The organism is Chryseobacterium sp. Bi04 (assembly GCF_918698085.1).
In the GTDB taxonomy this organism is placed as follows: Bacteria; Bacteroidota; Bacteroidia; order Flavobacteriales; family Weeksellaceae; genus Chryseobacterium.
On the sequence record NZ_CAKKLP010000012.1, the window covers coordinates 93,459 to 119,462 of the forward strand.

At 35.3% G+C, this 26,004-nt stretch carries 24 protein-coding genes; 4 read left to right on the top strand and 20 right to left on the bottom strand.

The annotated features are described in order from the left end of the window. Nucleotides 1–39 precede the first annotated feature (39 nt). Nucleotides 40–600: a hypothetical protein gene (locus LQV47_RS17335; protein ID WP_230039153.1), complete on the bottom strand. Its 561-nt coding sequence runs from the start codon at nucleotides 598–600 to the stop codon at nucleotides 40–42. A 198-nt stretch (nucleotides 601–798) separates the two neighbouring features. Between LQV47_RS17335 and LQV47_RS17340 the strand changes: the two genes are divergently transcribed. After that, complete coding sequence (locus LQV47_RS17340; RefSeq protein WP_230039155.1) at nucleotides 799–1,017, top strand: hypothetical protein; 219 nt, start codon at nucleotides 799–801, stop codon at nucleotides 1,015–1,017. A gap of 85 nt (nucleotides 1,018–1,102) precedes the next feature. After that, the gene (locus tag LQV47_RS17345) at nucleotides 1,103–1,372 is read left to right on the top strand and encodes a hypothetical protein (protein WP_230039157.1); all 270 of its coding nucleotides are present in this window, start codon (nucleotides 1,103–1,105) and stop codon (nucleotides 1,370–1,372) included. A 23-nt stretch (nucleotides 1,373–1,395) separates the two neighbouring features. Here the strand turns inward: LQV47_RS17345 and LQV47_RS17350 are convergent, their stop codons facing one another. Next, entirely contained in the window at nucleotides 1,396–1,821 is a 426-nt protein-coding gene (locus tag LQV47_RS17350; RefSeq protein WP_230039159.1) for a hypothetical protein, read from the bottom strand. Between the two features lie 123 nt (nucleotides 1,822–1,944). Between LQV47_RS17350 and LQV47_RS17355 the strand changes: the two genes are divergently transcribed. After that, a complete protein-coding gene (locus LQV47_RS17355) occupies nucleotides 1,945–2,550 on the top strand; it encodes a DNA-3-methyladenine glycosylase (protein ID WP_230039161.1) in 606 nt (201 codons plus the stop codon). Between the two features lie 16 nt (nucleotides 2,551–2,566). Here LQV47_RS17355 and mug read toward each other — a convergent pair whose 3' ends face one another. Continuing rightward, the gene (gene mug / locus LQV47_RS17360) at nucleotides 2,567–3,067 is read right to left on the bottom strand and encodes a G/U mismatch-specific DNA glycosylase (protein WP_230039163.1); all 501 of its coding nucleotides are present in this window, start codon (nucleotides 3,065–3,067) and stop codon (nucleotides 2,567–2,569) included. A gap of 306 nt (nucleotides 3,068–3,373) precedes the next feature. On the opposite strand from mug, the gene LQV47_RS17365 reads away from it, so the two are divergent. Beyond that, the gene (locus tag LQV47_RS17365; protein WP_230039165.1) at nucleotides 3,374–3,691 is read left to right on the top strand and encodes a multidrug efflux SMR transporter; all 318 of its coding nucleotides are present in this window, start codon (nucleotides 3,374–3,376) and stop codon (nucleotides 3,689–3,691) included. 542 nt (nucleotides 3,692–4,233) lie between these two features. On the opposite strand, the gene LQV47_RS17370 is transcribed toward LQV47_RS17365, so the two are convergent. From LQV47_RS17370 to LQV47_RS17450, 17 genes are all read right to left on the bottom strand, one after another. Further along, complete coding sequence (locus LQV47_RS17370; protein ID WP_230039167.1) at nucleotides 4,234–5,673, bottom strand: SusD/RagB family nutrient-binding outer membrane lipoprotein; 1,440 nt, start codon at nucleotides 5,671–5,673, stop codon at nucleotides 4,234–4,236. An 11-nt stretch (nucleotides 5,674–5,684) separates the two neighbouring features. Then, on the bottom strand, nucleotides 5,685–8,708 hold the full coding sequence (locus LQV47_RS17375; RefSeq protein WP_230039174.1) for a SusC/RagA family TonB-linked outer membrane protein: 3,024 nt from the start codon (nucleotides 8,706–8,708) through the stop codon (nucleotides 5,685–5,687). 113 nt (nucleotides 8,709–8,821) lie between these two features. Continuing rightward, nucleotides 8,822–9,523, bottom strand: coding sequence for a LytTR family DNA-binding domain-containing protein (locus LQV47_RS17380; RefSeq protein ID WP_230039177.1), 702 nt, complete (start codon nucleotides 9,521–9,523; stop codon nucleotides 8,822–8,824). Then, a complete protein-coding gene (locus LQV47_RS17385) occupies nucleotides 9,504–10,577 on the bottom strand; it encodes a histidine kinase (protein WP_230039179.1) in 1,074 nt (357 codons plus the stop codon). The genes LQV47_RS17380 and LQV47_RS17385 overlap by 20 nt, the downstream gene beginning before the upstream one ends. Nucleotides 10,578–10,705: 128 nt before the next feature. Beyond that, on the bottom strand, nucleotides 10,706–11,089 hold the full coding sequence (locus LQV47_RS17390) for a DoxX family protein (protein ID WP_230039181.1): 384 nt from the start codon (nucleotides 11,087–11,089) through the stop codon (nucleotides 10,706–10,708). Nucleotides 11,090–11,225: 136 nt separating this feature from the next. Further along, nucleotides 11,226–11,726, bottom strand: coding sequence for a TlpA disulfide reductase family protein (locus LQV47_RS17395; protein WP_230039183.1), 501 nt, complete (start codon nucleotides 11,724–11,726; stop codon nucleotides 11,226–11,228). A 1-nt stretch (nucleotide 11,727) separates the two neighbouring features. Next, complete coding sequence (locus LQV47_RS17400; RefSeq protein WP_230039185.1) at nucleotides 11,728–12,156, bottom strand: rhodanese-like domain-containing protein; 429 nt, start codon at nucleotides 12,154–12,156, stop codon at nucleotides 11,728–11,730. Between the two features lie 146 nt (nucleotides 12,157–12,302). After that, nucleotides 12,303–12,623 carry a DUF1493 family protein gene (locus LQV47_RS17405; RefSeq protein WP_230039187.1) on the bottom strand — a complete coding sequence of 107 codons (321 nt, stop codon included), beginning with the start codon at nucleotides 12,621–12,623 and terminating at the stop codon, nucleotides 12,303–12,305. Between the two features lie 6 nt (nucleotides 12,624–12,629). Beyond that, complete coding sequence (locus tag LQV47_RS17410; RefSeq protein WP_230039189.1) at nucleotides 12,630–12,770, bottom strand: hypothetical protein; 141 nt, start codon at nucleotides 12,768–12,770, stop codon at nucleotides 12,630–12,632. Between the two features lie 9 nt (nucleotides 12,771–12,779). Beyond that, nucleotides 12,780–13,001, bottom strand: a complete 222-nt coding sequence (locus tag LQV47_RS17415; RefSeq protein ID WP_230039191.1) for a hypothetical protein — start codon at nucleotides 12,999–13,001, stop codon at nucleotides 12,780–12,782. A 231-nt stretch (nucleotides 13,002–13,232) separates the two neighbouring features. Beyond that, the gene (locus LQV47_RS17420) at nucleotides 13,233–14,006 is read right to left on the bottom strand and encodes a hypothetical protein (protein WP_230039193.1); all 774 of its coding nucleotides are present in this window, start codon (nucleotides 14,004–14,006) and stop codon (nucleotides 13,233–13,235) included. A gap of 162 nt (nucleotides 14,007–14,168) precedes the next feature. Then, nucleotides 14,169–14,675, bottom strand: coding sequence for a hypothetical protein (locus LQV47_RS17425; RefSeq protein WP_230039195.1), 507 nt, complete (start codon nucleotides 14,673–14,675; stop codon nucleotides 14,169–14,171). Between the two features lie 408 nt (nucleotides 14,676–15,083). Next, on the bottom strand, nucleotides 15,084–15,635 hold the full coding sequence (locus LQV47_RS17430; protein WP_230039197.1) for a hypothetical protein: 552 nt from the start codon (nucleotides 15,633–15,635) through the stop codon (nucleotides 15,084–15,086). Continuing rightward, entirely contained in the window at nucleotides 15,632–22,708 is a 7,077-nt protein-coding gene (locus LQV47_RS17435) for an RHS repeat-associated core domain-containing protein (protein WP_230039199.1), read from the bottom strand. The genes LQV47_RS17430 and LQV47_RS17435 overlap by 4 nt, the downstream gene beginning before the upstream one ends. A gap of 44 nt (nucleotides 22,709–22,752) precedes the next feature. Then, the gene (locus LQV47_RS17440; RefSeq protein WP_230039201.1) at nucleotides 22,753–23,235 is read right to left on the bottom strand and encodes a T9SS type A sorting domain-containing protein; all 483 of its coding nucleotides are present in this window, start codon (nucleotides 23,233–23,235) and stop codon (nucleotides 22,753–22,755) included. 11 nt (nucleotides 23,236–23,246) lie between these two features. Then, the gene (locus LQV47_RS17445; protein WP_230039202.1) at nucleotides 23,247–24,035 is read right to left on the bottom strand and encodes a hypothetical protein; all 789 of its coding nucleotides are present in this window, start codon (nucleotides 24,033–24,035) and stop codon (nucleotides 23,247–23,249) included. Between the two features lie 580 nt (nucleotides 24,036–24,615). After that, complete coding sequence (locus LQV47_RS17450; protein WP_230039204.1) at nucleotides 24,616–25,989, bottom strand: aldehyde dehydrogenase family protein; 1,374 nt, start codon at nucleotides 25,987–25,989, stop codon at nucleotides 24,616–24,618. Nucleotides 25,990–26,004: the final 15 nt, after the last annotated feature.

The window sequence follows — 26,004 nt, forward strand, 5'->3', positions numbered from 1 at the left end:
TTTTCTTTTAAATAGGGATAATGAATATGATCTTGTTAATTATAAACTGTAAGCAAATCCTACATTGCCTATTCCTTTATATCCAAAACCTACTTCAGCATTTACGCCAAGCCTGCCTCCTAATCTAATTCCTAATCCCGTGAGGTGAAAATTAACATGTGAAATACTTTCCGAAGGGTTCCTGCTCTTTTCCATCGTGAGTCCTAGCCCCACTCCGGAATACATGCGAAATTTTGGATTTGAGATATAGTTATAGTCGCTTTTTACCGCAACAGTATAATTGTGTGATTTTTGTAATACATGATCAGGGTACTCTCTCGTTATTTGCTGATATAAAAAGTCTGTTCCAATCACCCATTTATCTTGTATTGCATAGTTATATCCAAGAATAAAGGCGCCGGAATTCCTTTTCTCATAAAGACCATAACCCAATGTAAAAATAGAGCTGAAAGCATTAACAAAATCAGTGGTCGTACCAAGTCCATATGCTATTTTTATCTCGGAGCTTCCCTTCATTTGTGATTTAAACAAATTACTGCCAACCATTAAAAATAATAAGTAAAAAGCTTTACATACAGCCGCAAAATATTTCTTTTTCATTCTGCAAAATTAAAACTAATAATGCAACAGAATAGCTTTAATGCATTAGAATACAATTAGAGCTCACTTAAAATACGGTTAAAAACATCATTGCTACCAGCTTTTAATGCATCCAACTCTATATGATGATTAAAGAGAATTATAAAAATTTTGGATTTTCACTTTCAGGAACAGTTACAAACTTTGTATCTTTACTCCATGGAAAATCAGGAAGAGATAGAGAAGCAGATACTGGAGATTGTTAGAGTACAGCATGAAAAAGACGGAGGTAATAACGGCGTTACCTTTGGAGCTTTTGATCATATTCTCAATATGTCCATTGAAGACAGAAATGAAGTCTTGATGCGAATGGCTAGGGAAAAGAAAATATTTATCTTTAACAGCTTAAATATGAGACGTATTACTCTGCCTAAATAAAAAAAGAAATTCTCCGAGGATTAAAAATCATTGAAACCTATTTTTTATAGTGATACAAAATGATATTCATTAAAAAATAAAAACCATGTTAGAATTTACTACTGAAGAAAAAAAATTAATACTGTCAGCAATCAAATACGAAAAAGAAATACAAGATAGAGCTGATGAAGATGAAATTGACTATGTCGAAGAAATAGAAGACGAAATTCAAAAAGAAAATGTTTTTATTTCCAGAAGGCAGATAGATTCAATTATAATCTATTTAGGATACTTACTGGATAGAAGAGATCAGTATGATAATGGAGAAGTGCTGCTTTTGGAAGGTAAACTGGAAAGCTTTTCTAATTTACCGTAAACATTCCGGACCAATCAATAAATTTATTTTCTTTTAAATACAATGGTCCAGATAATATGAAAGGGTTCTCCTTTGTACTTGTCAGTATCTTTCATGACAATCTTCATTGTTGTTTTATCCAGCTGCTGGATTTCAAATTTTCGTTCATGATTGCCTCCTTCGAATAAGGATAAGATTTTTTCATCAGGATCTAATTCATATGAAAAATAAAGCTGCCCGCTATCAGTAATAGAACCGTCAGCATTAAACTCCATGAGATCTTTGCTGCTTAGTCTGTAATTTTTTACTGTTTTGTTTCCATTGGCTTCAATTCCTTCACTTGTTGAAAGTACCGGTTGCCATTTTCCAACAATCATTTTTTTATACGATTGCTGATAAGGAATATTGAATGACAGTGCCGCCAAACAAAAAGTAAATAGAAACAGGATCAGATTAAAGGGCTTCATCATATTTTATTTTTGGTGTGAAAAATGAAGATAACTAATTTCCAAATGTAGTAACAATCTGCTTAAGTCTATGAAATTTGTTTTTATATCATTAATTTTGATCTGTCAACTCATAAAATCATCGGTTTGAAATTACCACTCTCCTATTATTCCAATCAAGATGTCCTTTTCCTGGCTCAGAACCTTTTAGGAAAAGTTCTTTTTACAGCAATTGGTGATGATATTACGGCCGGAATTATTGTAGAAACAGAAGCTTACTTTGGGGTACAGGATAAAGCTTCCCATGCTTATGGAGGCAGGCGTACTAACCGCACTGAGCCGCTGTACAGCCATGGTGGTATTTCTTATGTGTATTTGTGCTACGGAATTCATCATCTTTTCAATGTGGTAACTTCTGTAGAAGATGATCCTCATGCCGTACTGATCAGAGCTGTGGAACCATTGATAGGGAAAGAAATTATGGAGTACAGACGAAATATGCCGTTCTCCAAAGCTGCTATTTCCTCTGGCCCCGGATCTGCAGCAAAAGCATTAGGAATTAATCAGTCTTTTAATAAAAAAGATCTGACCGGAGATGAGATCTGGATTGAAGATCATGGTATTCTGTACAAGCCTGATGAAATAATAGCCGGCCCTCGCATAGGAGTTGCTTATGCACAGGAAGATGCACTTTTACCCTGGCGTTTTTTTGTGAAAAATAATAAATATGTAAGCAAGCCCAACAAAATATAGGTCTATGTATTCCTGACTACTCCTGAATAGCCACATAAAATTCACGGTAAGATGCAACAAGATCGTCAAGAGAAAATCCACGGTTCAAACCACTGGTATTTGGCAGAACCCAAACCTTTGCACCACAAAAATCTTCAGACTGATGTCCCCAAAGAATTTCTTTCTTTTTAGAAAAAGCTTGGTATGCTGCCTTACCCAGAAATGCAACATATCTGGGCTGGAATTTTGTCATTTTCACTTTAAAAGCTTCAAGAGATTCGTCAAATTCTTCTTTTGAAAGTTCATCAGCACGGGAAGTAGCCCTTGCAACAGCAGTAGTAAGGCCATATCCGAAATCCAGAATAGAAGTATCATTGACCGCCTGAACCCCATAAGGTGTAAAACCGGACTGGTGGAGCACTTTCCAAAACCGGTTGCTTCTTCCTGAAAAATGATGGCCGTCATCCGCTGATTTCAACCCTGGATTGATCCCACAAAAAATGACATCGAGGTTGGTAGCAATTATATCTGTTAGCATAGTTGAAATGGAGCATATTAGGATAGAATACATCTGTTCTATCTGTTTTTACTGCTTAAAGATACCCTATTTAACTTACAGTTTATTTTAAAATACATAACGTTTCATTGTGAGTATATTACATTCTACCTGTGATTTTTGCAGTGTTACATCATTCATCTGACTGAAAGCAAACAGGTTGTACTAATTTTACTGCCGTAACATAGATGAGTACCTGATGATAGATAATAAGAAATCAATTGTAAGCTTAATCATGTTCATCAGGATAGATGAATTTCAATCCTAAATAATCTTAAAATAAAAAGTATGAATTGGATGGCATTAGTTATTGCAGGAATTTTTGAAATAGGATGGCCACTGGGACTTAAATTATCTCAACAGCCGGGTAGTAATAAATGGAGTTGGATCCTATTTTCAATTGCCTGTATGGCTGTCAGTGGCGGATTTCTCTGGTATGCACAGAAAAGTATTCCTATGGGGACAGCATATGCAGTATGGACAGGAATTGGTGCGGTAGGAACTTTATTAGTGGGTGTTCTGTTTTTTCAGGATTCTGCCCATATTTTCAGATTATTGTCTGCCTTACTCATTGTGGTCGGAATCGTTGGTCTCAAAGTATTTTAATAAAAAATAGGTCTGAAAATAAAATTGGCTTAAGATTATTACTAATCATTAAGCCAAAACATTATTCAATATTTGAATAATAAATCAACCACATTATAAGTCTGTTTAAACTTGACCACAAAAGTCACAAAATATTTCTAAACACTTAAGCTATTTAAGTTATATACTTCGTGTATAAAAAATACACTAAAGTTTTGTTGAAAATCAAAGATTTTCATCTTATGTGAACTTAATTATGCGGTATTCCTTCAAACTTTCTAAAGTGTACTGAAGTGTCTAAAAAATAAAAACTTTTGTGTCTTTTGACTGCGTCGAATCTTTGATTTGTAGTTTAGTGAAAAAGTTTAAAAAGCTTTTTATACATTTATATGATCATTCATTTTTTTCTGAATCAAATTTGAGCAAATAGCCGTTGATAAAGAAAATTAAGCTATCAATAAAGACTTGTGATCTACCAAAGGATAGTAAAAAGCCTGTATAAAGAAATACAGGCTTCAAAAGATTTACAAAATAAATGATATGAAAAAAATAAGAAACTCTATTTAATGGATATCCCAGAAAACTTTTGTAGTCAGTTTATCTCCGCCTATTGCAGCAGCAGCTTTGGCATAATTAGTACCATTGGTAGTTGCTTCTAAAGTTGGGTACTGTAATCTTACCGGAACTTTTCCTTCTGCATTGGCAATAGCTGTTGGGGGAGCCTGTAAAGCAGGATAATCTAATCTGCGGTAAAAATTCCAGGAAACTACCGGATGATTGTACATAGCAACCCATGCCTGCTCTCCAATAGATTTTTTCCAGTTGGAAGCATTGTAAGGATGGTCTGAGAGATAATTCTGGGCATCCTGGGAAGGGAGCCCCCATTCCTGGAATGAAGCCTGAACAGCGGTGTTGTAAAGGGCCTCCGGACTGCCGCCGATTCCAAATCGGGCTGCTGCTTCAGCCTTGTAAAAAGCTACTTCAGTATAAGTGATCAGAGTGCCGGGTGTTACAGGAATATATGCAAAGATCCCCGGAGCTGAAAAATCTGAAAAAACTCCCGGCAAACCAATTTCCTGCCCGATGTAAACGCCATCTACATCCTGAAAATATTTTGTTATTCTCGAATCAGAAGTTGTGATTAGAAAATCGACAAAAGGTTTTCCGCCAAAGAAATCGTCTCTTCCACTGTTCGCCAGGTTTTCAAATAAAGGATTGAAGTTTGGTGTTTCAGCCTGATATCTGAAAATAGCATTTTGTGATTCATCCATGATAACTCCACCGGAGATTGCAACATTAATGCTGGATTGGGCAAGCGTCGGGTTAATGTCAGAAACAGCAATTCCCAGTTTTAAGAGAAGGGAATTTCCAAACTTTTTCCACTTTCCTATATCTCCGCCGTAAAGAATATCGCCAGCTCCAAATGTTCCTTCTCCTTCCTGCAGGTTATTGATATCTGTTTTTAAACGGATGATAAGCTTTTCATAGATCTGTGCATCATCATCATAGGCAGGAAGCGGAAATTTTTCATTGTTAAGAGCCTGGCTGTAAGGGATATCTCCAAATATATCAGTCAAAGTCTGAAAGGTATAAACTGAAAGGATATCAATAATAGCCAATTGGTTCTGCTTTTTCGCAGGCCAGGAGTTTACCTCTGAAGCAGCCGGCTGATACTGTTCTACAAGCTCTTTTGCTTTGTTTAGATTATTGAGAACATTCACATAATTATCTCCCCAAATGTTATTAGAAACGTTTCTTGCCGTAAAATTGTAGTTACTTTCGCTTACATAGGTAGCTTCCTGCCAATACTGCATGGTAAGCCTGAAGTTATTTTCATTGACACTGGGCGTATTCATATAATCGCTGAGCTCCTTTTCTGCATAGGTAATCAGAGGTTCCGGTGACATATTGTAAGCTACATTAGGATCATTATTAACATCATCTGATGTACAGCCTGTCAACAATACGGTCAGAAAGGATATAAGTATAATAGTGTTTTTCATTGTAATAGATTTTAAAAATTTACTTTCAGATTAAATGAGAAGTTCCTTGTGGAAGGCATTACCCCTGACTGATACCCCTGTATACTTCCTGAAGAAAGCCCCGATTCCGGATCGGCATAAGGAAGGTTTTTATGGATGATCCAAAGGTTACTTCCCGTGAGTCCAAGCGTAAGACCTTGAATTCCTGCATTTTTTAAGAATGTATTATTGAAGGTGTAAGAAACGGATACCTGGCGAAGCTTTATAAAACTGGCATCATACACAAATGCGGCCACAGGAGGATCTGTTTCTAAATTCTGGCTGGAGATAGAACGGTCAAGACGTATTGTATTGGGAATATAATGTCCCGGATTATTAGGATCCTGCATTACCCCCGGTAGAATAAGTCCACCCCCATTTGCCAAAGTGTTTCTGACAGGATTTCCCAGGTCATTCAGGCCTACAGAATCAGGATAAAGACCTGTGCCATATCCATAATACTGATCCAGAGAAAATATCTTACCTCCTTTTTTCCAATCGATCTGGAAGCTAAGGTTGAAATTTTTATATGTAAAAGAATTATTCAGTCCTGCGATAAAATCCGACTGAAAGCTTCCTAAGTTATGATTGCTGTCATCTGTATGAAGATAAGCTCCGTTGGTTCCTATAATTTTATTTCCATTGGGATCATAAACGAAATCTGAGCCCCAGATGCTTCCATATTCTCCGTTAAGAGGTGCATTAATGCTAATGCCTCCCTGCAGCGTACCTATGGTGATATTTTCAATACCTTCCCTTAACGCGGTAACTTTGGTCTTAGGGTTAGACCAGTTCAACATCATATCCCAGGTGAAATTATTGAACTTTAATGGCGTAATATTTAAGGAAACTTCAAACCCTTTTGTCGTCAGTTCTCCTGTGTTCTGAATTTTAGCACCACTTCCTGTTGCCAGGGAAATAGGAAGTGGCAGTATTTGATCAAATGCCTTATTTCTGAACCATGCCAAATCAAATCCTATTCTGTTTTTAAAGAACTGCATATTGGTTCCTATCTCAATATTTTTAAGTTTTTGGGGAAGAAGATCTGCATTTCTTAACGTGGTATTATAAGAATAAACGGGATTATTTCCAAAAGAAGCCTGAGCAAGATATCTGTTCCTCAATTGATCTGCATTAGTATCCGAACCTACTTCCGCATAGGCTCCTCTTAGCTTTCCAAAGCTTAGCCAGTCCTGTTTCAGGAGATTAGAAAACACCATACTTGCCGAAACAGAAGGATAATAGTACGCTCCTTTTCCTTTAGGTAAAGCCGTAGACTGATCTCTTCTGAATGTTCCTTCCAGATAATAGGTGTTTTTATATCCTAAAGATGCCTGGATAAAAGCCCCATAAATATATTTAGAATTATCTGTAATAATAGGTTTTGCAGGAGTAGCAACTGAATTGGAAATGGTATAGAGATCCGGAATGTACAATCCTCCTGATGTAGTCTGTGCGTTAGAATAATTGGTCTGAACATTGATATTTCCCCCCAGTAATCCCTGAATACTCAGATCTTCAGTAATATTCTTTTTGTAAGTGGCTATCAGATCATAATTGGTTTCTGTAAAACGGAGATTCGTCACGGCATATCCTGAAGGCTGCTCAATCGTATTAAAGCTGAAAAATGCCGGAATAGAACCCACGGCCCTCCTTTCCTCAGTAATCATACTATATCCGTCGATCCCTACTCTTCCCAGTATATTGATGTTTTTTGACAGGTCGTAGCTCAGGCTGAAATTTCCTGCAAACCGTTCTCTTTTATCATTCTGGTAATTTTTATATCTTGTAAAATAGGGATTATCCCAATAAGCCGGCGACAGATTAACGGGAGACTTAATATTCCAGGTATAGTTTTTATCAAAAGTATCAAAAAGATATTTCTGGTACTGAATGTCTACATTCGTGGGCCACCACTGTCGGAAATTCCCCATAATATTATCGGTATACCCTGTAGAGTTCCTTCCTTTTGTATTTTGTGTAATATAATTGGCAAAAATAGTAGCGGTAAGGTTATCTGTAATTTTATAGGAGGCATTCCCACCAAAGTTATTCTTCATTAAAGAAGAGTTCGGCATGATATCCGTTGCATTGGTATTGGAATAACTTAACCTGAATGTTGCCCTGTCATTTCCACCGCTCAAAGCAATATTATTGGTTTGATTAATTGCTTTATCAAAAAAAGTAATAGGCCCGCTTTTAGCCATGACCCAAGGCGTTTTTTTTCCGAAATTCTGTGATTCGGGAATAAAAGCATCATATTGCCATACCATCAGATTAGGATCATAAGGCGCTCCATAAGAAGCATCATGCCAAAAGATGGCCATGGGGCTATTTTGATAGTTCGCAAAAATATTCCCGAAATAGCCCTGTCCATATTGCGTCTGATATTCAGGAAAGGTAGATTTGTCAACAGCAGAAACAGAAATACTTCCGCTATATTCCAAGCCAATTCCCTGCGTATTTTTCTTACCTTTTTTTGTAGTGATAATAATGGCGCCATTTTGAGCTCTAGACCCGTACAAAGCGGTTGCGGCAGCTCCTTTTAGTACATTTAATGTCTCAATATCATTGGGATTGATATCTGATACAGGGCTTCCATAATCATAGCCTCCGCCCCCATTTTGCTGCCCTGTAGAATTGATATTTCTATTGATAATCGGAACACCGTCTACTACAAAAAGAGCCTGGTTATCTCCCAAAATAGATTTGTATCCCCTGGAGACAGCATCTATGGAGCCTCCGAAATTAGTAGACTGTCTGATCTCAAGCCCGGCTACTTTCCCGGAAAGATTATTCAGAAAGTTAGTTGTTGGATTTTTGTTGATCTCTTCCCCTTTTAGTTCCTGTGTGGAATAGCCCAGAGATTTTTTCTCTCTTTTTATTCCTAAGGCCGTAACTACAATCCCTTCTATGTTCTGTGCTTTGAGGGTATCTTGCTTACCCTGGCTGAAATAGGTTTCACTTCCGATAAAAAAAGCAACACCTACACTGAAAAGCTTTAACCTGTATTTCATAATTATTAATTTTTATAACATGATTGTTATTCAAAATTCAATAATTAGTGAAAATTATAATCAAATCTATATATCAACAGCTCATTAACGTCTACTAAAAATAAATAGGGCCTTTAAAATCCTGCGAGTGGTTTATAAGTCCTTCCAACCGGAAGCTTTTTTCCGTTAACCTGAATGATGTTAGCAGATTTTATTTCCACTTTTGAAAGGGAAATAATATAAGATTTATGGATGCGGAGAAACATTTTTGGGTTCAGGCTTTCTTCAATCTTACTGATCGGCATTTTAAAAGTGAAGGTTTCTGTCTTTGTATGAATATTGATGTATTCTCTTAAACTTTCGATGTAAAAGATATCCTGCAGTATAATTTTAATCTGTTTTTTTCCACTGCTGATAAAAATATAATCACGCTCAGCCACTTCCAGCAAAGCATCTTCGGCCTGCATCAAATGCTTGAATTTTTCAACGGCTGTAACGAAACGGTCATAAGGGATAGGCTTCATCAGATAATCTGCGATATCCAGTTCATACCCTTCCACAGCGTATTGATGATAAGCAGTGGTTACAATGACGAAAGGAGGATTCTTTAATTTTCTTAGAAAGTCAAAACCTTTTACTACAGGAAGATGAAGGTCCAAAAACATCAGATCCACATTATGAATACTCAAAAGATTACTGGCATAAACGGCATCGGCACATTTCCCCACAAGATTCAGCTCTTCATCCCGGGAAACAAAATTTTCCAGAATTTCTGCCGCTATGGGCTCGTCTTCTACAATAATGCAGCTGTATTTTTTAGTGGTGGAGTGTATCATTGAAATCGATGGTTAATTGTACAATATATCGGTCAGTTTTATCTTCAACAGAAAGTATATGCTTAGGATAAAGCAACTCCAGCTGTCTGCGGATATTTTTCAGTCCCAGTTTGGTAGAATGTTCATGGGATCTGTCTTCTTTTGAATTTTCGATACAATAAACAAGAACTCTATTTTTCAATTGAATATCAATATGAATAAAAGCCTTTCCCAAGCTTTCGGACACCCCATGCTTAAAAGCATTTTCAACAAACTGGATCAGTATAAGCGGAGATATTTCCTGTGACGGATTATCTATATTTTCATTAAAATGAATGCTAAGATGGCGATGTCTTATTTTTTGGATCTGGATAAAATCTGTGATGTTTTCAATATCTTTTTTTATAGAGATATTTTTCTCCGCAGCCTCATAAATATTATATCTCATTATTTTAGAAAGCTGCAGGATAACATCCGGTGTTTCATCCGCTTTTTTAAGAGCCATCCCATAAATATTATTGAGGGTATTAAAAAGAAAGTGCGGATTGATCTGCGCCTTCAGCATCGTAAGCTCCTGATCCAGTTTTTCGGATTTCAATTGGGAAATCTGGTCTTTCAACACGTTTTTCTGTCTGGTGATTTCCACTCCAAAAACCAGCCCAACCATAAAAATAAGATCCATAAAAGAATTGAAGGCTACCAGTCCGTTAATATATCCTGAAAGCTCTTTGCCGTCCTGTGTTTCTTCAAGCCCATAGATATAAGGGTACATTACATAATGGGTGAAAAACCGATGTCCCAACACGGCTATTATCACAATAGCAATATAAAGAGTATATTTAAAAATGCTTTTGATATGCATCTTTTCATATACATATAACAAGGAATAGGCAAGCGGGATTTTAATCATAAGATAACCCAGCTCCAGCATAAAAGTATTCTGAAGTCTTATTTGCCATTTGAAATCCGGGAACTGATATTTTGACCAATAAAAATCAAGATAAACTTCCAGGATATAATAAAGTATCCAAAAGAGCAAATGAATACGGAGCTTAGATTTTCCGATAGGTTTCAAAATTATAATAATTTAAATGTACAAAGTAATATTGTTCAGTCAAATATAAAAATATAAAGTCTACCAAAGTATGGTACTCATCTATAAACGACTTGTTTTTTATGCTGTATAGGTTGGGTAAACAATAATCACGATGTCTTTTTAAAACGGATTTCTGGGAACATTAGATTGAGAAAGGAAAAAATCAACAGGAAATTAAATTCAACACCATTGGTGCCACCCCCCACAACAAACCAGCCGTTCTGCCAGTGAACATAATAAATTCCAAAAACAAAAATCAGGATATTGCAGATTGCCACCGGTTTAATATACCGGTCAACCCAGATTAAAGGGACTGAAAATAGATGGATCAGTTTAACAGTCCAGGCAACATAAAGCCCTACAGGACTGAACCCTATGGCATCCAGATAATGAATCCCAAAATTATTGACATCGCCACTGAAAATAGAAATCAGGCAATGCATTAACAAAATCACGGAGAGTGCAAAACGGAGGAAGATGCTTTTTTTCATAGAACTAAAGTAGGAAGCTCTGAGAAAATGTATTCTCAACTGTATATCAACAGCTTTTAAAGATAGATGAAAGTATTTTCCACCTTATCTATACAAAAACAGCAGTAAATCAATTACCGCTGTTTTTATACTAATTCTAATTTAAATTTTTCTTTAAAAAGTCTTCCAAATCTTTACCATGAAGGTTTTTAGCGATGATCATACCCTCTCCATCTATGATGACATTGAAAGGAAGTTCATCTACTTCATACAATTTTGCTACCGGGCTTTTCCAGAACTTTAAATCACTGACCTGAATCCAGTTAATAGCAAACCGGTCTATCGCTTTCTGCCAGTTTTCTTTATTTTTATCTAAAGAAATGCCAAGAATTTCAAATTTCTTGCTATCCTCCTGACCTGCGTAGGTAGTATACAGGGTTTTCAGTTCCGGCTGTTCTTCTACACAGGGGGCACACCAGGTTGCCCAAAAATCAATCAATACCATTTTACCTTTTAATGAAGAAAGGATAAATGTACTTCCGTCTGCCTTAGTCAGGGTAATTTCCGGAGCTTTCTTGCCTATTTCAATATTGCGGTTTTGAGCCATCATCAATCTAGAGAAAATGACACAAAATAATACGGTATAATACATCTTCATCTTAATCATTTGTAGGATAATCTTTATCTAACCAATCTGTTTTAATATTTTTCGGAAGGTTCAGAAGCTTTGCATTTTTAAAGCCCATTTCCATCAGCAGATTAAATGCCGGACGGATATTAGGACATTTTACAAAAGGACAGCATCCACAGTAGATTACAATTTCTTTGTTTTTAGGAATGCCCTTAAGGTAATTTCTCAATTTCTCCAGATTCTCAGGTTCATGCGTGGGACCTATGTCTACAGAACCTTTAATAATGGCTTCCGGACCTACAGAAATAATTACGATATCCTTTGTCTTATTCTTTACAATTCTGGAAGCCAACAATGCAGGGTCCATCAGCTGGCTATCTTTCCACGGATCTTGTTTTTGCTCTGCCTGACTCAGCATTGAGCAGACAAAACAAACCATAACAAACAAATACTTCATAGCTTTTCTATTTTTTACAAAGATAAATAAGAAGTTGACAGTGGAAAGAGGAATCTATCCGGAATACAGCTTTTACGTAGGTTTTCTAAAAACCCTGATGAAAAGTACTTCCAAGCTTTGTCACCTCATGGAAACAGGAAATAATTTTATTCCGGGTCAAACCATTCTTTTCGCTTCGCTACCTTTATCATATGGCTTATTGTTATTGATGGTTTATTTTCTGCTTTAATTTTAAATCCAAATGCAATTAAAATTTTATTAAAAAAGGGTATTTGATGAAAATATCTAGTAACATCAAAAGCATAACTATTCTCAATGTCAAATTCTTTAAAAAAAGATTCAAATAACGATTCTAAATCCATAAAATCTTCATTTACATCATTAATAATTGTTTTGTTCTTTAGTTTATCATCATAAACACCACATTTTTTAAAAAACATTATTGTTTTCTCCTGTACATCCATCATTCAATATTATTTATGAGTTCCATTATAGATGAGTTCATTTCCTACTCCTACTTTTGCACCTCCAAACCAAACAGCATTCTTGCCATAAAAACTGACCCAGTTTCTGACTTGACCAGCTTTAACACCAGTAAAAAGATTCTCACTCAATCCGGAGTATTAATTGTCGGAATAATCTAGTTCTTTTAAAACTACTATAGAATTTATGTTTTTTAATTTAGCTCCTTTTTTCAAATAAAATAGGACATACTGCTTTTCCCCTTCATTTAATTTATTAAAAATGGAAATGTCATATTTTTGAGATTTTGGAGCCTGTTTTGAACCGATTAATTGCACAAATATATCATGGCAGGCATCTCCGTGATTATATTTATCTGCCATTAGAATTGAGTAAGGTAAAAGTTCATTATGAAATGTTGATTTCAGATAATAAATACTTAATTTGTTATATGCATTAATATTACCATTTATTAAAATTTCTTTTTTGAATTTTTCTATTGTAACATTTTTAGATTTTTTTTGCTCTTTTTTCCTTTGAGCAGCATATTAGCAATGAAAATAAAAATAGTACTATGATCTTATTTAAAGATATGTTTTTCATAATTTTAATTTTTAAGGTATAGGATGATTACTGTATTTACCCCTAACTAATTTTCCATTCAATATGATATTATATTGTCCACCTCGATTTACCCATGCTTTAATTCCGTTTGACATGTAGTAATCACTAGGTGCAATTATAACAACGTTTTTAAAAATAGGGCTACTGGATATACGTGTAGCGAATCCTTTGTTGTCATGACCAGCATTACACGCTTTAATATCTAATATTAATTTTCCTCCATTTTTTTTAAAATTTTCCCAAGCTCTACTACGACCAGTTAAGACCTGATCCAATTGTTCAGCAGTATAGATATGTTCACCATTTGGTCCTACTATGAAGCTACCACTTGAATGAGCATAAATCTTGACTGTATTATCTGGTAGATAATTATCATTTACAGCTTGTTTAAACAAGTTTGGATTTTCATCACCAAACCAAATATTTTTATCTCCCTCAATCTTTTTTGAAGAAGATCGTTTTTTTATTTTATTATTAGCAGGTCCACCATCCATTGTATGCATCACATCATTAAACCCGGCCACGATTCCACCAATTAAAGCACCTTGCCAGAAATTTCCTCCTGTAAGTTCAGAGCCTACACCTCCTAAAACAATACCGGAAGCAATAGTTCCAACTGCACTATTGGCAAATTTCCCGGCAACTGCACCAAATGAAGAAGCCCCTATGCTTCCTAAAAATCCTGAAGCAAAAGCACTTCCAAAGCTATCTCCTTGTACCAGGGATAATACACCTGAGCTAAGTGATTCGTAATTTATACACAAAAATGATTCCCATTTCTTCTTAGTATTTCCTGTAAGATTAAATTCTTCCTTGTTTATAGAATTCCTTAAATATAGATTTTTTACTTTTATTCCGAGATCACCCCCCTCCTACATTTTGCAAGGATATTGAGGCATATTGTTGGAGATGAAAAAAAAATAAACCTAATCAATACAGTTTATACTTTCTAATTTATTTTCTTTATACTTCCTGTGGCAGACTACTCTTAAAGAATCTATATATTTATCTAAATCAGCACTTTCATAAAAATCTAATGCTTTTTTAAATGTCATTGTCATTTTGATATTTGGGTTATCTGCAGGTATGCTGGGAGGATAGTCTTTTTTTAGCCATTTATTAATCATTGATTGATAATTTTGATCAATATAAGAGGAATGATCTTCTGAATAAAAATCCATAAATAAACAATTTTCTTGGACCAACTCAGTAGAAGATAAATCGAATAAGGAGTCACATTTTTTTATATGATATTTTTTTTCTTCTTGTTGAATTTCTTTCCTGTATAAATCTATAAAAGCATATTTTTTATGTTTAGATAGTAATAATTCTATTTTTCTTAAATCTTGTTTGTTTATTGGCTTCTTGCTTGAAGTACAATAAATTAATCCAAGTAGCAGTAATAGACAAACAAGTGTATATTTATAATTCATATTATTTTGCTTTAATAAAATTTATTATAATATGGGGAATAAAGTGTATGCCCAAATACACCTTGACCATTTTTAAAAATGGGGCTACTTGATATACGTGTAGCGAATCTGACCAGTATTACATGCTTTAATATCTAATATTAATTTTCCTCCATTTTTTTTAATTTTCCCAAGCTCTACTACGGCCAGTTAAAACCTGATCTAATTGTTCGGCAGTATAAATGTGCTCACCATTTAGTCCCACTATGAAGCTACCACTTGAATGAGCTTAAATCCTTACTGTATCTGGTAGATAATTATCACTTAATGCTGTAGGAATTTGATAATATTAAAGTTAGTGTGCAAGAAATATACATTTCTTTTGTTTCAAAAATGGGTGTAGTTACATTTATTGTTTACTATGTAAAGTTACATTTTTTCCATTTTTTTCTTAATTTCATTTGCCTTCTTAACATCTTTTTCAACTCCAATTCCATTCCTATAAATCTCTTGAAGTTTAGACATACAATTAATATCATTTAAATTAGCTCCCTTTTCCAAATATTTTAAAGCTTCAGACCTTGCCTTTTCATTAATTTTTGCTAAATCTGTAATATCATAATACTCATTATTGTTATTCATTGCAATTATAGATTCAAAAACCATATTATATCCGTCTCCACTATTATATTCGTTTGCCATAATAAGGGCATATTTATATAATTCTTTATAATCAGAAAGATTGCCATAATGAATAATAAGCTTAACAAACGAATCAGGATCTCCTTTATTAATAACATTTTTTTGATACTCTTCTATTTGAAGCCTATTGAATACTGAAGCTGTATCTATTATGATTTTCACTGTATCGGGTTTAGTCATTAATTTAGAATCTGTATTTTCTGTAATATTTTTTTCATTCTTATTACTACAACTAATTATGAAAATTAAAAGTGCTGAATAGATTATTATTTTTCTCATTTTTTATAAAAGTATTTATCATATATCCCTCTTATATTTTGCCCATTGACAAAATAATTCCATCTTCCTGGTTTAATTAAATTATATTGACCTGCAACTCCGCTCCATGACCCATTTCTTGCAGCAACATAATAATTATTCGGTGCCATAACTGTAGAAAACATAAAAGACTTCGAAATTCTACTTGCAATACCATTACTTTTTCCACCGGTGTTACAAGACATTAATTCTATTTTTATAGTACCTCCATTTTCTCTATAATTTCTCCATGCTGGGCTTCGTTCCATTAAAACTCGATCAAATTTTTCTGGTGTATCTATCCAATATCTATCCGCGCCTTGTATACCTTTTGCATTTCCATGTGCATAAATCCTAACCGTCCCTTCTGGTACATTATTATCATTTTGGGCAACTATATAAAGACCTCCATCTTTTTCATTAAACCAATTCAATTTATCTCCGTGTGCATCATTACTTGCTCCTTCAGAGCTAGTATCAGCATCTGCATAATCTAATTGGGGATCAATTCTATTCATGACATGACTAAATCCTGCGACAAAACCTCCAATTAAAGCACCTTTCCAGAAGTTCCCACCAGTAAGTTCAGAGCCTACACCTCCTAAAACAACACCGGAAGTAATAGTTCCTACTGCACTATTGGCAAATTTCCCGGCAACTGCACCAAATGAAGAAGCCCCTATGCTTCCTAAAAATCCTGAAGCGAAAGCACTTCCAAAGCCATCTCCTTGTACCAGGGATAATACACCTTGTGCTAAAGCATGTGCGGTTCCCTGTACAAAAATAGTTCCCAGTTTCCCCAGCTCGGTTGCAATTTGGGTAGCAGTACCTGCCGAAGTGAAAAATATACTTCCTATCCCATATGTCACAGCTGCCGAGGCAGCACCAAATAATGTTGACTTCAGAAATGATCCTAAATTCCAATCCTGACCGGTAATAGAAACCATAACTGTATAACTAAAGGATGCTACCATAGCTCCGATAATTACAGCTGATAAGAATGCAGATTCCAGAATAAACTCACCACTTGGATCATTAAACATCAGTGGATTGTTCAAGACATACCCATATTTATTATAATTCTGGGTATTGTAAGAGTCCTGTATATTCTCATCAGCATTTAAAAATCTTCTTAACAATGGATCATACAGCCTTCCGTTCATGTGGATGATACTTACTTCTAAGAAGTGTTCATGAGAAGTGTACCCCCTGTCTAGCAGTAATCCGTATTTTTGAATGGTTTCTTCAATGGCAAGAGCATTAGTAATTACAGCACCATTCTTAATTTGAAGATGGGTGAAATTACCCCAAGCATCAAAATGTCTCTGTTCCAGCTTATTTCCTGCTTCATCGCTGATTGCTAAGATACTTCCAATATAGTCTTTATGTAAAAATTTGTAAGAACCACTGCTCTCCGTAAAGTCCTTTAAAAATACAATATTTGATTCATATGGCGTTCCTCCAATGTATAGGATATGCTTTTCTTTTCCGGTTGTATTGTCTTTTACGATTTCATAGCTTCCATCTTCACTATAATATTTAGTTAATCTACCTTCTCCATCTGTACTGAAGTTACCTCCATAGGTAACTCTTTGTCTCATACTTGTCAAGCCATACTGGAAGGCAACATCTCCTTTTTCACCATCGATGAATACAGGATCGTTATTCTCATTATAAACAATACTTTGGATTAAATCGTTATTATAATTTTGTGTTCCTGCCTCATTCAGAGTCATACCAGTTGGCTGGTAGACCTTGGCAGAATTTTCAAACTTAATCGTTCCAACCTGATCGTTTTGAGTAATTCTTCCTTTAACGTCATAAACGTTTCTGTTGGTTGACGGTTTTATTCCTGTTACAGGATTTGTCCAGTTGACTAAGCGGTTATTATCATCATAATCAAAAGATTCTACAATATTGAAATCACCTCCTGTTGTTCTGCTTTTTAATTCATTCTTAATTGCATCAAAAGAATAAGTGACTTGCAGGATACCTGGTTTTACCTGTGAAGAGTGATTAACACTGGTGAGGAAACCACTGGCATCATAAGTATTATTAATATCTGCAACACCTAGTTTAGCCTTTACTACCTGATCTTTTGCATTGGTCTCTTTCAGCTCCCAGAGAATTTTACCTGAGGTTTTATCTTTTACCTGATAGAGTTGACCATTCCAGGCACTGTACACATTTTCTATTTGTACTTTGGTTAAAGTACCGGAAGAATACAGCTGTTTCTCATAGGATATTATCCTTGCTTTATCATCATAAGTAATTCCTTTCTGAATAAAATATTTTCCATTGCTATTTTCAGATGATGATAATAATCTCCCTTGTGGGTCATAGGAGGCATTATTACTATATGCTTGCCCTTTGGAAGTTCCTGATTTGGCAACAACTCTTCCTTTATTATCATAAGTAAAAGAAATAGTCTTATTGGTTGCCTGTCCACCATCGGTAGTAGAAACCTCTTTTTGAGAAATGAGCTGTCCAAAATTATTATAGGTATATTCTTTCGTTCCTTTCGGACTGATAATCTTCTTTGGCTGACCAAATCCGTCATATTCATATTTATATATTCCATTGGAAGGATCGTTGAATTCTGATTTCCTGCCCCAAGAATCATACTTTGTTGTTACAGCATTTTCTGCATATTTTGCCTGTATCTGTTCCCCTGCAGCGTTATAGGAGAATTGAATAGTTCCCCCTTTATCAGTGGTAGAAACTATGTTTCCTAATGCATCTGTGGTTTTGGAATTGGTTCTTCCATAATCAGCAGGGTTTATTTCTTTAACAGTAGTAGTATTTCCGGAAATTGTGGTTTCCATCTGCTTACCATTAAATGAAGTAGTGGTTACTTTGGCAGGAAAAAAATTATCATTATAAGCAATTGTATTCCACTGGCTGGCAGACTGTCCTTCAAAATAAGGTTCAGATTCTTTGAGCTTTCTCCCCAAAAGATCATACTGTGTTTCCTGGGAAACAAATTTCCCCTGTCCGAAAGCTTTGGTGGAAACTTTATATTCCTGACCCAATTTATTGGTATATTTCATGGAGATATCTCCATCCGGGTCATATTGGGTAATTGTTATATTTGAACTGTCATCTCTGTTATACTGATAGGTTGTCGTCCCACCCAGATTGGTTTTAGAGGTTAATAATTTACCCCAACCATCGTATATGTTAACAAGCGTATTTCCTAATGCATCGGTCTGATTTTTTATCTGCCCCCAATCGTTGTATTCAATATTGGTCTCCAATCCCAGATTGTCTGTTTTCTTCAGTACAAACCTGCCTTTTGAATCAAACTCTGCTTTAGTAGTTTGCGTTTGTGGGTCTGCACTGTTATTAATTACTTTTTGAATTATATTCCCAAAACTATCGTAGCTATATGTTTCCAGTAGATAGCCTGTATTATCCCTGTTCCATGTTTTTAATGTCTTTAGCAGATTGTTTTCATACGTATATTCCTCTTTACCTGATTTTGTATCACCATAAGCTTGCTGCGTTTCTGTTTTGGTTTTTGGGCGACCTATATAATAATCTGCCCCACTTCCTGATAGATTATGAATGTATTCAAAATCAGAAGTGGTTACTGCATAACCATTATTAATATTAGTGATGCTTTGTTTCGGAAGATAATAATCTCCGTAGATAATAGAGCCGTTCGTTATTGTACCACTAAGGAAATCTTTTGCTGTGGTATTTTTCGGAACAGTAGCTGTTACAATCTTCGGTTTATCAGTATCAGAAACAGTAATGGGCTGACCATTTAATAATTTAAAATTTTCATATAGAATAGATTTAAAGCTTAAAAGTTGAGTATTGTTCTCAGAAATATCTGCAGGAAATATTTTGCTTTCATCATTGGTTCTAATTGACCATTCTTTTACAGGGACCCCGTCAAAAAGAGGGTCTATCTCTACTCCTGACCAGATTTTGGCATTTTCAAATCCATCTGCATACCAGGACGAGCGGGTACTTTGACGAAAACCAATCATGCCTTTTCCTGTAAGATGGCTTAAAAAGCCTCTATACCTGAAGTCCTGAATTAGTGTTTTATCAGGAATGTTTTGTTTAAGTCTTGATACAGCTGCTGATAAAGGAATTTGTTCCAATTCAAAATACGGAAATAATTCTTTTTTAATTGGTTTGTAAAAATTCTCATCAGCTTTAGGGTTAAGCTCCTGATAGGAAACTTCTGTTGTAACGTCGCCTTGTTTAATAAACTTAGCTCTTGCTAAAGAAGGAATATACGGATACCCATACTGAGTAACATAATTGTAAGTACAACCAATTACCCCCGAACAATCATCGGGTTTTCCTATAGATATAATTTGCTGGTTAGTTCGGTTTAGACTCAGAGTTCCGAAAGGAATAACTTTTTGAGCATATTCTCTTCTCCAATCCCTTACCCTATAAAAATTTAAATCTCCGTTTGTTTGGATCGGATTGTTTTGTAAAAAAGCACTATCTCCACCTGCACTTGAATAAAATGCCTTAGCAAAATTTGCAGTATTGTCTGTTGTTGTTTTATTAACTGAATACACAAAAGTACGCAGAACTGTTTTTTCCTGATCATGGTGAGAATTCCATTCATGATTAGACATAAATATATAGCTAACGACAATATCTGATTTTCCATCTGCATCCAGGTCTGCAACATTATATTGAAAATATCTGCTATCCGAAAATGAACAGCCTCCTCCTGCTTCCAATATATGATGGCTATTTTCCATCAATACTTCACCTCCTGAACTATAATAAATAAAGTTATTGATAAAAGACTGATTAAACTTTTTACCATCTGAAATATATAAATTCCAATTATATGATTTATTGGCTTGGGGAACCAGGACATCAACCTTGTTATCACCATTAAAATCTCCATATAATGCTGAGGAGGAAATACCTTCGAGCTTTTGTCCTGGAAAGATTCCAATACTTACTTTTACATAACTTCCTGCAGTTTGCTTACGGAAATTGTAAACATTAGTGATCGTTCCGTCTGGTTTAATCTGAATAATATCCTGTATGCCATCCCCATTCAAATCGGCAAAACGGTTATTTCTGTTATTATCCAATGAATTATTAATATTTACTCCTCCATCATATGTATAAATGCTGCTACTGACATCCGTATTTTCATCAATATCGATTAAATATGATGAATAATATGTAAAATAATCTATTGTACTGCCATCAGGTGGTATAATTCTATTCTGGGAGTTTTCTAATTCCAGATTTGCAAGAATATCATCTCCATACTCTACATTCGAGGAATTGATCCGAGGTTGTAGGAGGGGTAATTGAGAATCAATAAGCTCTGTTGTATCAGAATAACCAGGATTGGATATATTAGGATATGGTGCGCTCGTACATCTATTTCTTTTACTAAACCCTATCATCAGTTCTGAGATACCATCTCCATCATAGTCATAACTTTCTAAATAGTTTACATTGAGTGGTGAGGATGCAATGCATGCAGTATCATCACCCAACTCACCGCCCGGATTATATAGGGCAAAAGGAATTACTTTTGAATATTCCAGTTTAAATTTAAAGTCAGAAATATCCGCAGAATATATTAGTAATTCATAGTTTGGTTTCTGAGGATCTGAAGTCGCAACTTTATGCGGTATTACTATTCCTACCTTGTTTTTCATATAACCATCTTTTTTAAAGGTTACAGCTGTAGCCTTTGCAAATTCTTCCGCAGTAAATCTTGAGAGTTCATATTGCAATGGTATAACAGGAGAGTCTTTGTAAACCGAGTTTATAAAGTGTATAGCTCCTACCGGACCAGATGGAGAGCTACCGGCATTAGGTATGAATTCAAGATAATCAGTAATGCCATCCATATCAAAATCGCCATACTTTTTTGTATTATTGGTTGCAATATTGTTTTCTTTAATCGTTTCTTCATTACCTGCCTGATAAGATTCGTATTCTATTGTAACAGGATTAGCAGTCTGATTACTGGCATTATATTCTATTATTTTATTAGCAAACTGATAGCTTGTTCCATTATTAATATATTCTACTGCATACTTTTTAAACTGGCTTCCATTGGAACTGACTTTAATTTCTGATAAAAGTTTACCTTGGGTATACACCAACCCCAATACATAGGATTGTTCTTTTATATTTCTATCTATATAAGTGAATTCAATTTTATTAAAGTGAGTTTTTCCCAATGCTTCATTTCCTCCCCATTCTATGGATGAAATAATAGCAACATTGGTAGAAGCTACCTGTGAATAATTGTAAGTAATATAATTGCTTTGAGCATCTTTCCATTTTACAATATTATATTCAATAGGAGTCCTTGCCTGATTATTCCCTGAAACCGCCGCTCCATACCAGGCTTGTGATCCATCTTCAAAGGTAACTTCCCAATATTCTGGTCCCTGCCACGCTTGTCCAGTAACAGCTCCAACAGACTTTATTTTAATATTGGAATATTTTTCAGTACCATATTCGGCTCCATCTTTTCCATATTCTCCAGATTTAAGAATTAATCGCTGGCCGTTAAAGCTATAATAATCAGAGTAGTCTAGCTGGATCCCCTTTACTTCTCCATCTTTTTCAATAGTCTTGCCAATTCTTGAAATTGCTGTTATTCCTGAAAGATTCCATCCATAGCCTGCAATTCCATTTCCAGAGCCGCTATTATATACAAGATTAATTTGCGGGGCCACACTTTTCACTCCAGGAGGAAGTGCTATAGGTAAAGTAAATTGTAACTGCCCTGTCCCATTAACTTCAATATTCCCTTTGGTATCATGGAATTTTTTTTCTTCCGGAGCAGTAGTTCCTGATGGGTTGGTTGCCCCAGCTCCTGAATCTACAGGACCTCCTCCCGGATTTTCTGTTGCAGGTCCAATCTTAGCTATAAAAGGATTGGATACATCAGATTTAGCATAAAATCCCTGTGCCAGAACCACTGTCTGTGGATCCTGAACTGTACGGGATGTACTCTCTGCCTGATACAGTATGGTCTGTGAAAAGCTCAGCCCTGAGCAGAATGACAGTATAATTGATATAATAATTTTCATATTGTGTCTAATAAATAATGAATGCATGTAAGCAGAAAATAGCTTTATCTTTTCGTAATGTTTTTCCCAAAAACTCTTCCGTCTTTCAAGGTAAAACGTAAAATATAAACACCCCAATCATACCCATTCATATTGATTTTCAATTGCTTATTCAGATTGGGTAAGTTTTGTTGCTGAAATTTCCAATGGACAGTACTATGCTGGTAGAGTGAAACAGATTCTATTAATCCATCTACTTGCTCCGTCCAGTCAATGGTGAGTACATCATTAACCGGAACAGGATACAGCCTGATCTGCTTCCAAAAAGTAGCTTCATCCATAATCAAAGATTGAGGAGCAGGCTCACTTTGAACTGCAGAAACAGTTTTAGCTTCTGTTTTTACTGGTTCTTCTACTGTCTTTCCTGCGGAGTTTGTTCCTCTGTATCTTTGATTCCCCGCTTCATCATATTTGAAATACACTTCAGTTTGTGAAAAACCTAAGAAGCCTATGAATAAAGAGAATATCGAAAGTAATTTTGTTTTCATAGTTGTGTTTTTTACTTTTTTGTAGAAAGGATTTGCTGAACTTGCTTTTTCAATTCTTTAAGGTCATCAGATTGAGATTTTAAAGTTTTGTTTTCTTCCTGCAGTAATTTGATCTGCTTATTTTGTTCAATAGAATAGAGAGTAAGCTCTTCTATTTTCTGCAACAGTTTAATCTGGAATTCTCCTACATTTACTCCTTCTTTTTCCATTTCTTTGGCAGAGGCAACTTCAGGAAGGTGTTTTTTTTCTTTGATGTGTGTTTCTACGTCCTCCAATTTTGGCAGTTTATAATCTTCTTCAAACACAAAATCGGCAGTAGGGCCAAGAGTAACCTTTATTTCTTTTGCTTCAAATTTTCCATTTAATAATGCATTTCCGTTTTCGCCATTCATAATAAATGCTTTACTCCAGTCCCAATCGGTATTAGCAGCATTCATAGGAGCCATGTATAAGGTTTTCCTACCATCACCATCAGGGGTATGCCATATCCATGAATTACTTCCTGCACTCACAAAATCGAAGAATCTGGCACCACCATTTACATCAAGTTTAGTATCTGGCGAATCTGTTCCTATCCCCACATTTCCATTTTGTAGTAATTGAAAACCTACTCCTGCTCCTGCCCGGAGTCTTACTCCTCCATGCCAATTAATATCCAAGCCATCAGAGCCCGACACAGGATAATGACCTAAATAATAATTAGCAGGATCCGAGTTACCATACAGCTTGTCAAACGCAATATTTTGAGAAAATAATGATCCACAGATAGCCAGACCAAGAATTGATAATGTTTTTTTCATTTCTGTTACATTTATTTTATCGAAAGGTAATAGATAAAATTAAAAAATCTATAGAATGGGATTTAATACAACAAATCCCATTCTTGTATAGAAAGGGATTAGTTAATTTCAAAAAAAAATATTATTTTATTTTAGAAACTATGATTAGATCTTAAAAGAGGAAACTAAATTTTGAAACCAGGGGATAGAAATTTCACCAAAAATTTTGTTTTATGTAAAAATAAAGCTGCAAAATGAAGAAAAAATATTTATTTATAGAAATCTTCATTTTAATATTTATATCAATTCTTAACATTTGTATTGCCAAGATATACTGTTCTGCTCCTTCTTCCTATAAACCAAGTGAAGTGATAAAATATCTCTTGCGAAAGTTGTTGTATTGTTGTAGTCAAAAAAAATAAAAAAGTGCATGGTTTTAAAAATGATTTCACCTGAGCTCGAATTAGCAATTACCATCTTTTGAGACAGCAAATACGCTGTATTTACTACTATTATTCATTTATGACATTTTTACAAAGATAAAAAAGCCCCATCCTGCATTCGGATCGGGCTTGAAATAATTGTAAAATTCTATTATTAATCAGCTGAATACACTTAAGTTTTTAGCAATATCTTTTCCGGCATAAGGAGGAAAAACATCAAGTTCAAGATCCGGATTTCCAACAAGCATAGCTTTAGTATTGCTTAAAGCATCAAATCCTGCTTTACCATAATATTTGCCCATTCCTGAATATCCTACGCCTCCGAAAGGTAAACTGTCTATCCAGCAGTGTAAGTTCGTTTGATTGATACAACCACCTCCAAAGGAAACCGAATTAAGGAAATAATCGATGTTATCCTGGTTTTTACTAAAAATATAGGCTGCCAATGATTTAGGTTTACGTTTAATAATATTGGCAATCTCTTTTAAATCTGAATACACCATTACAGGCAAAACAGGTCCGAAAACCTCCTGCTGCAATGCAGGATCTTCCCAGGTACTCGGATAAAGAACAGTGGGTTCTACATATCGCTGAGCCACATTGAAACGTCCTCCGATAACTACCTTTTCAGGAATGATATAGGACGCAACACGTTCTGTGTCATGTTCACTGATCATTCTTGCGAAATCGGGGCTTTGCTGAGGATCCTCTCCGTACATTTTGCGGATGGAAGCCTTTAGCTTTTCAATAAATTCTTCAGCAATACTTTCGTGTACATATACATATCCCGGGGCAATACACCATTGTCCCGAAATCGCATTATGCCCCCATGCGATTCTGTCTACTGCGATGTCCAAATTGGCTGTTTCATCAACGACGGTAGGATTTTGCCCTCCTAATTCTAAAATAATAGGAGTCAGATTTTCTGCAGCAGCGCGCATTACTACTTTTGCAACATTGGAACTTCCTGTAAAGAAAATAAAGTCAAAAGGTAATTGTAATAATTCTGTAATTTCTTCCCGGCCTCCTGTCACTGCTGTTACAGCTTCCGGCTCAAAATATTTAGGGATAAGCTCAGCAAATAGCTGGGCTACAGTAGGAGTTGTGTTGGCTGGTTTTAGAATGACCGTATTCCCTGCTGCCAATGCTGCAATGGCAGGATCAAGCAATAACAATACCGGTGCATTGAATGGGCCAATGACTAACGTTACTCCATAAGGTTCTTTATAAATAATTCCACTGTTTCCGGTTTCTTCAAGACCTTTAGGGATTTCAGTCTTCTGAGGTGTCATCAATTGTTTAAGGTTTTCCTTGTAATATTTTATCACGCCCAGCGGTACTGTAATTTCAAATAGCTGTTCAAAAGGAGGTTTACCGAAGTCCTGCTCCAGGGCTTTGCAAAAAACGTCCTGGTTTTCTGTAAGAAATTTTTCCATCCTGTTGAGCTGATCCATACGCCATTCGTATGTTTTACTCTGATCACTGAAGAAAAATTCTTTTTGAGTATCAAAAATGTTTTGGTATTTGTTCATATGTATTGTGTGTTT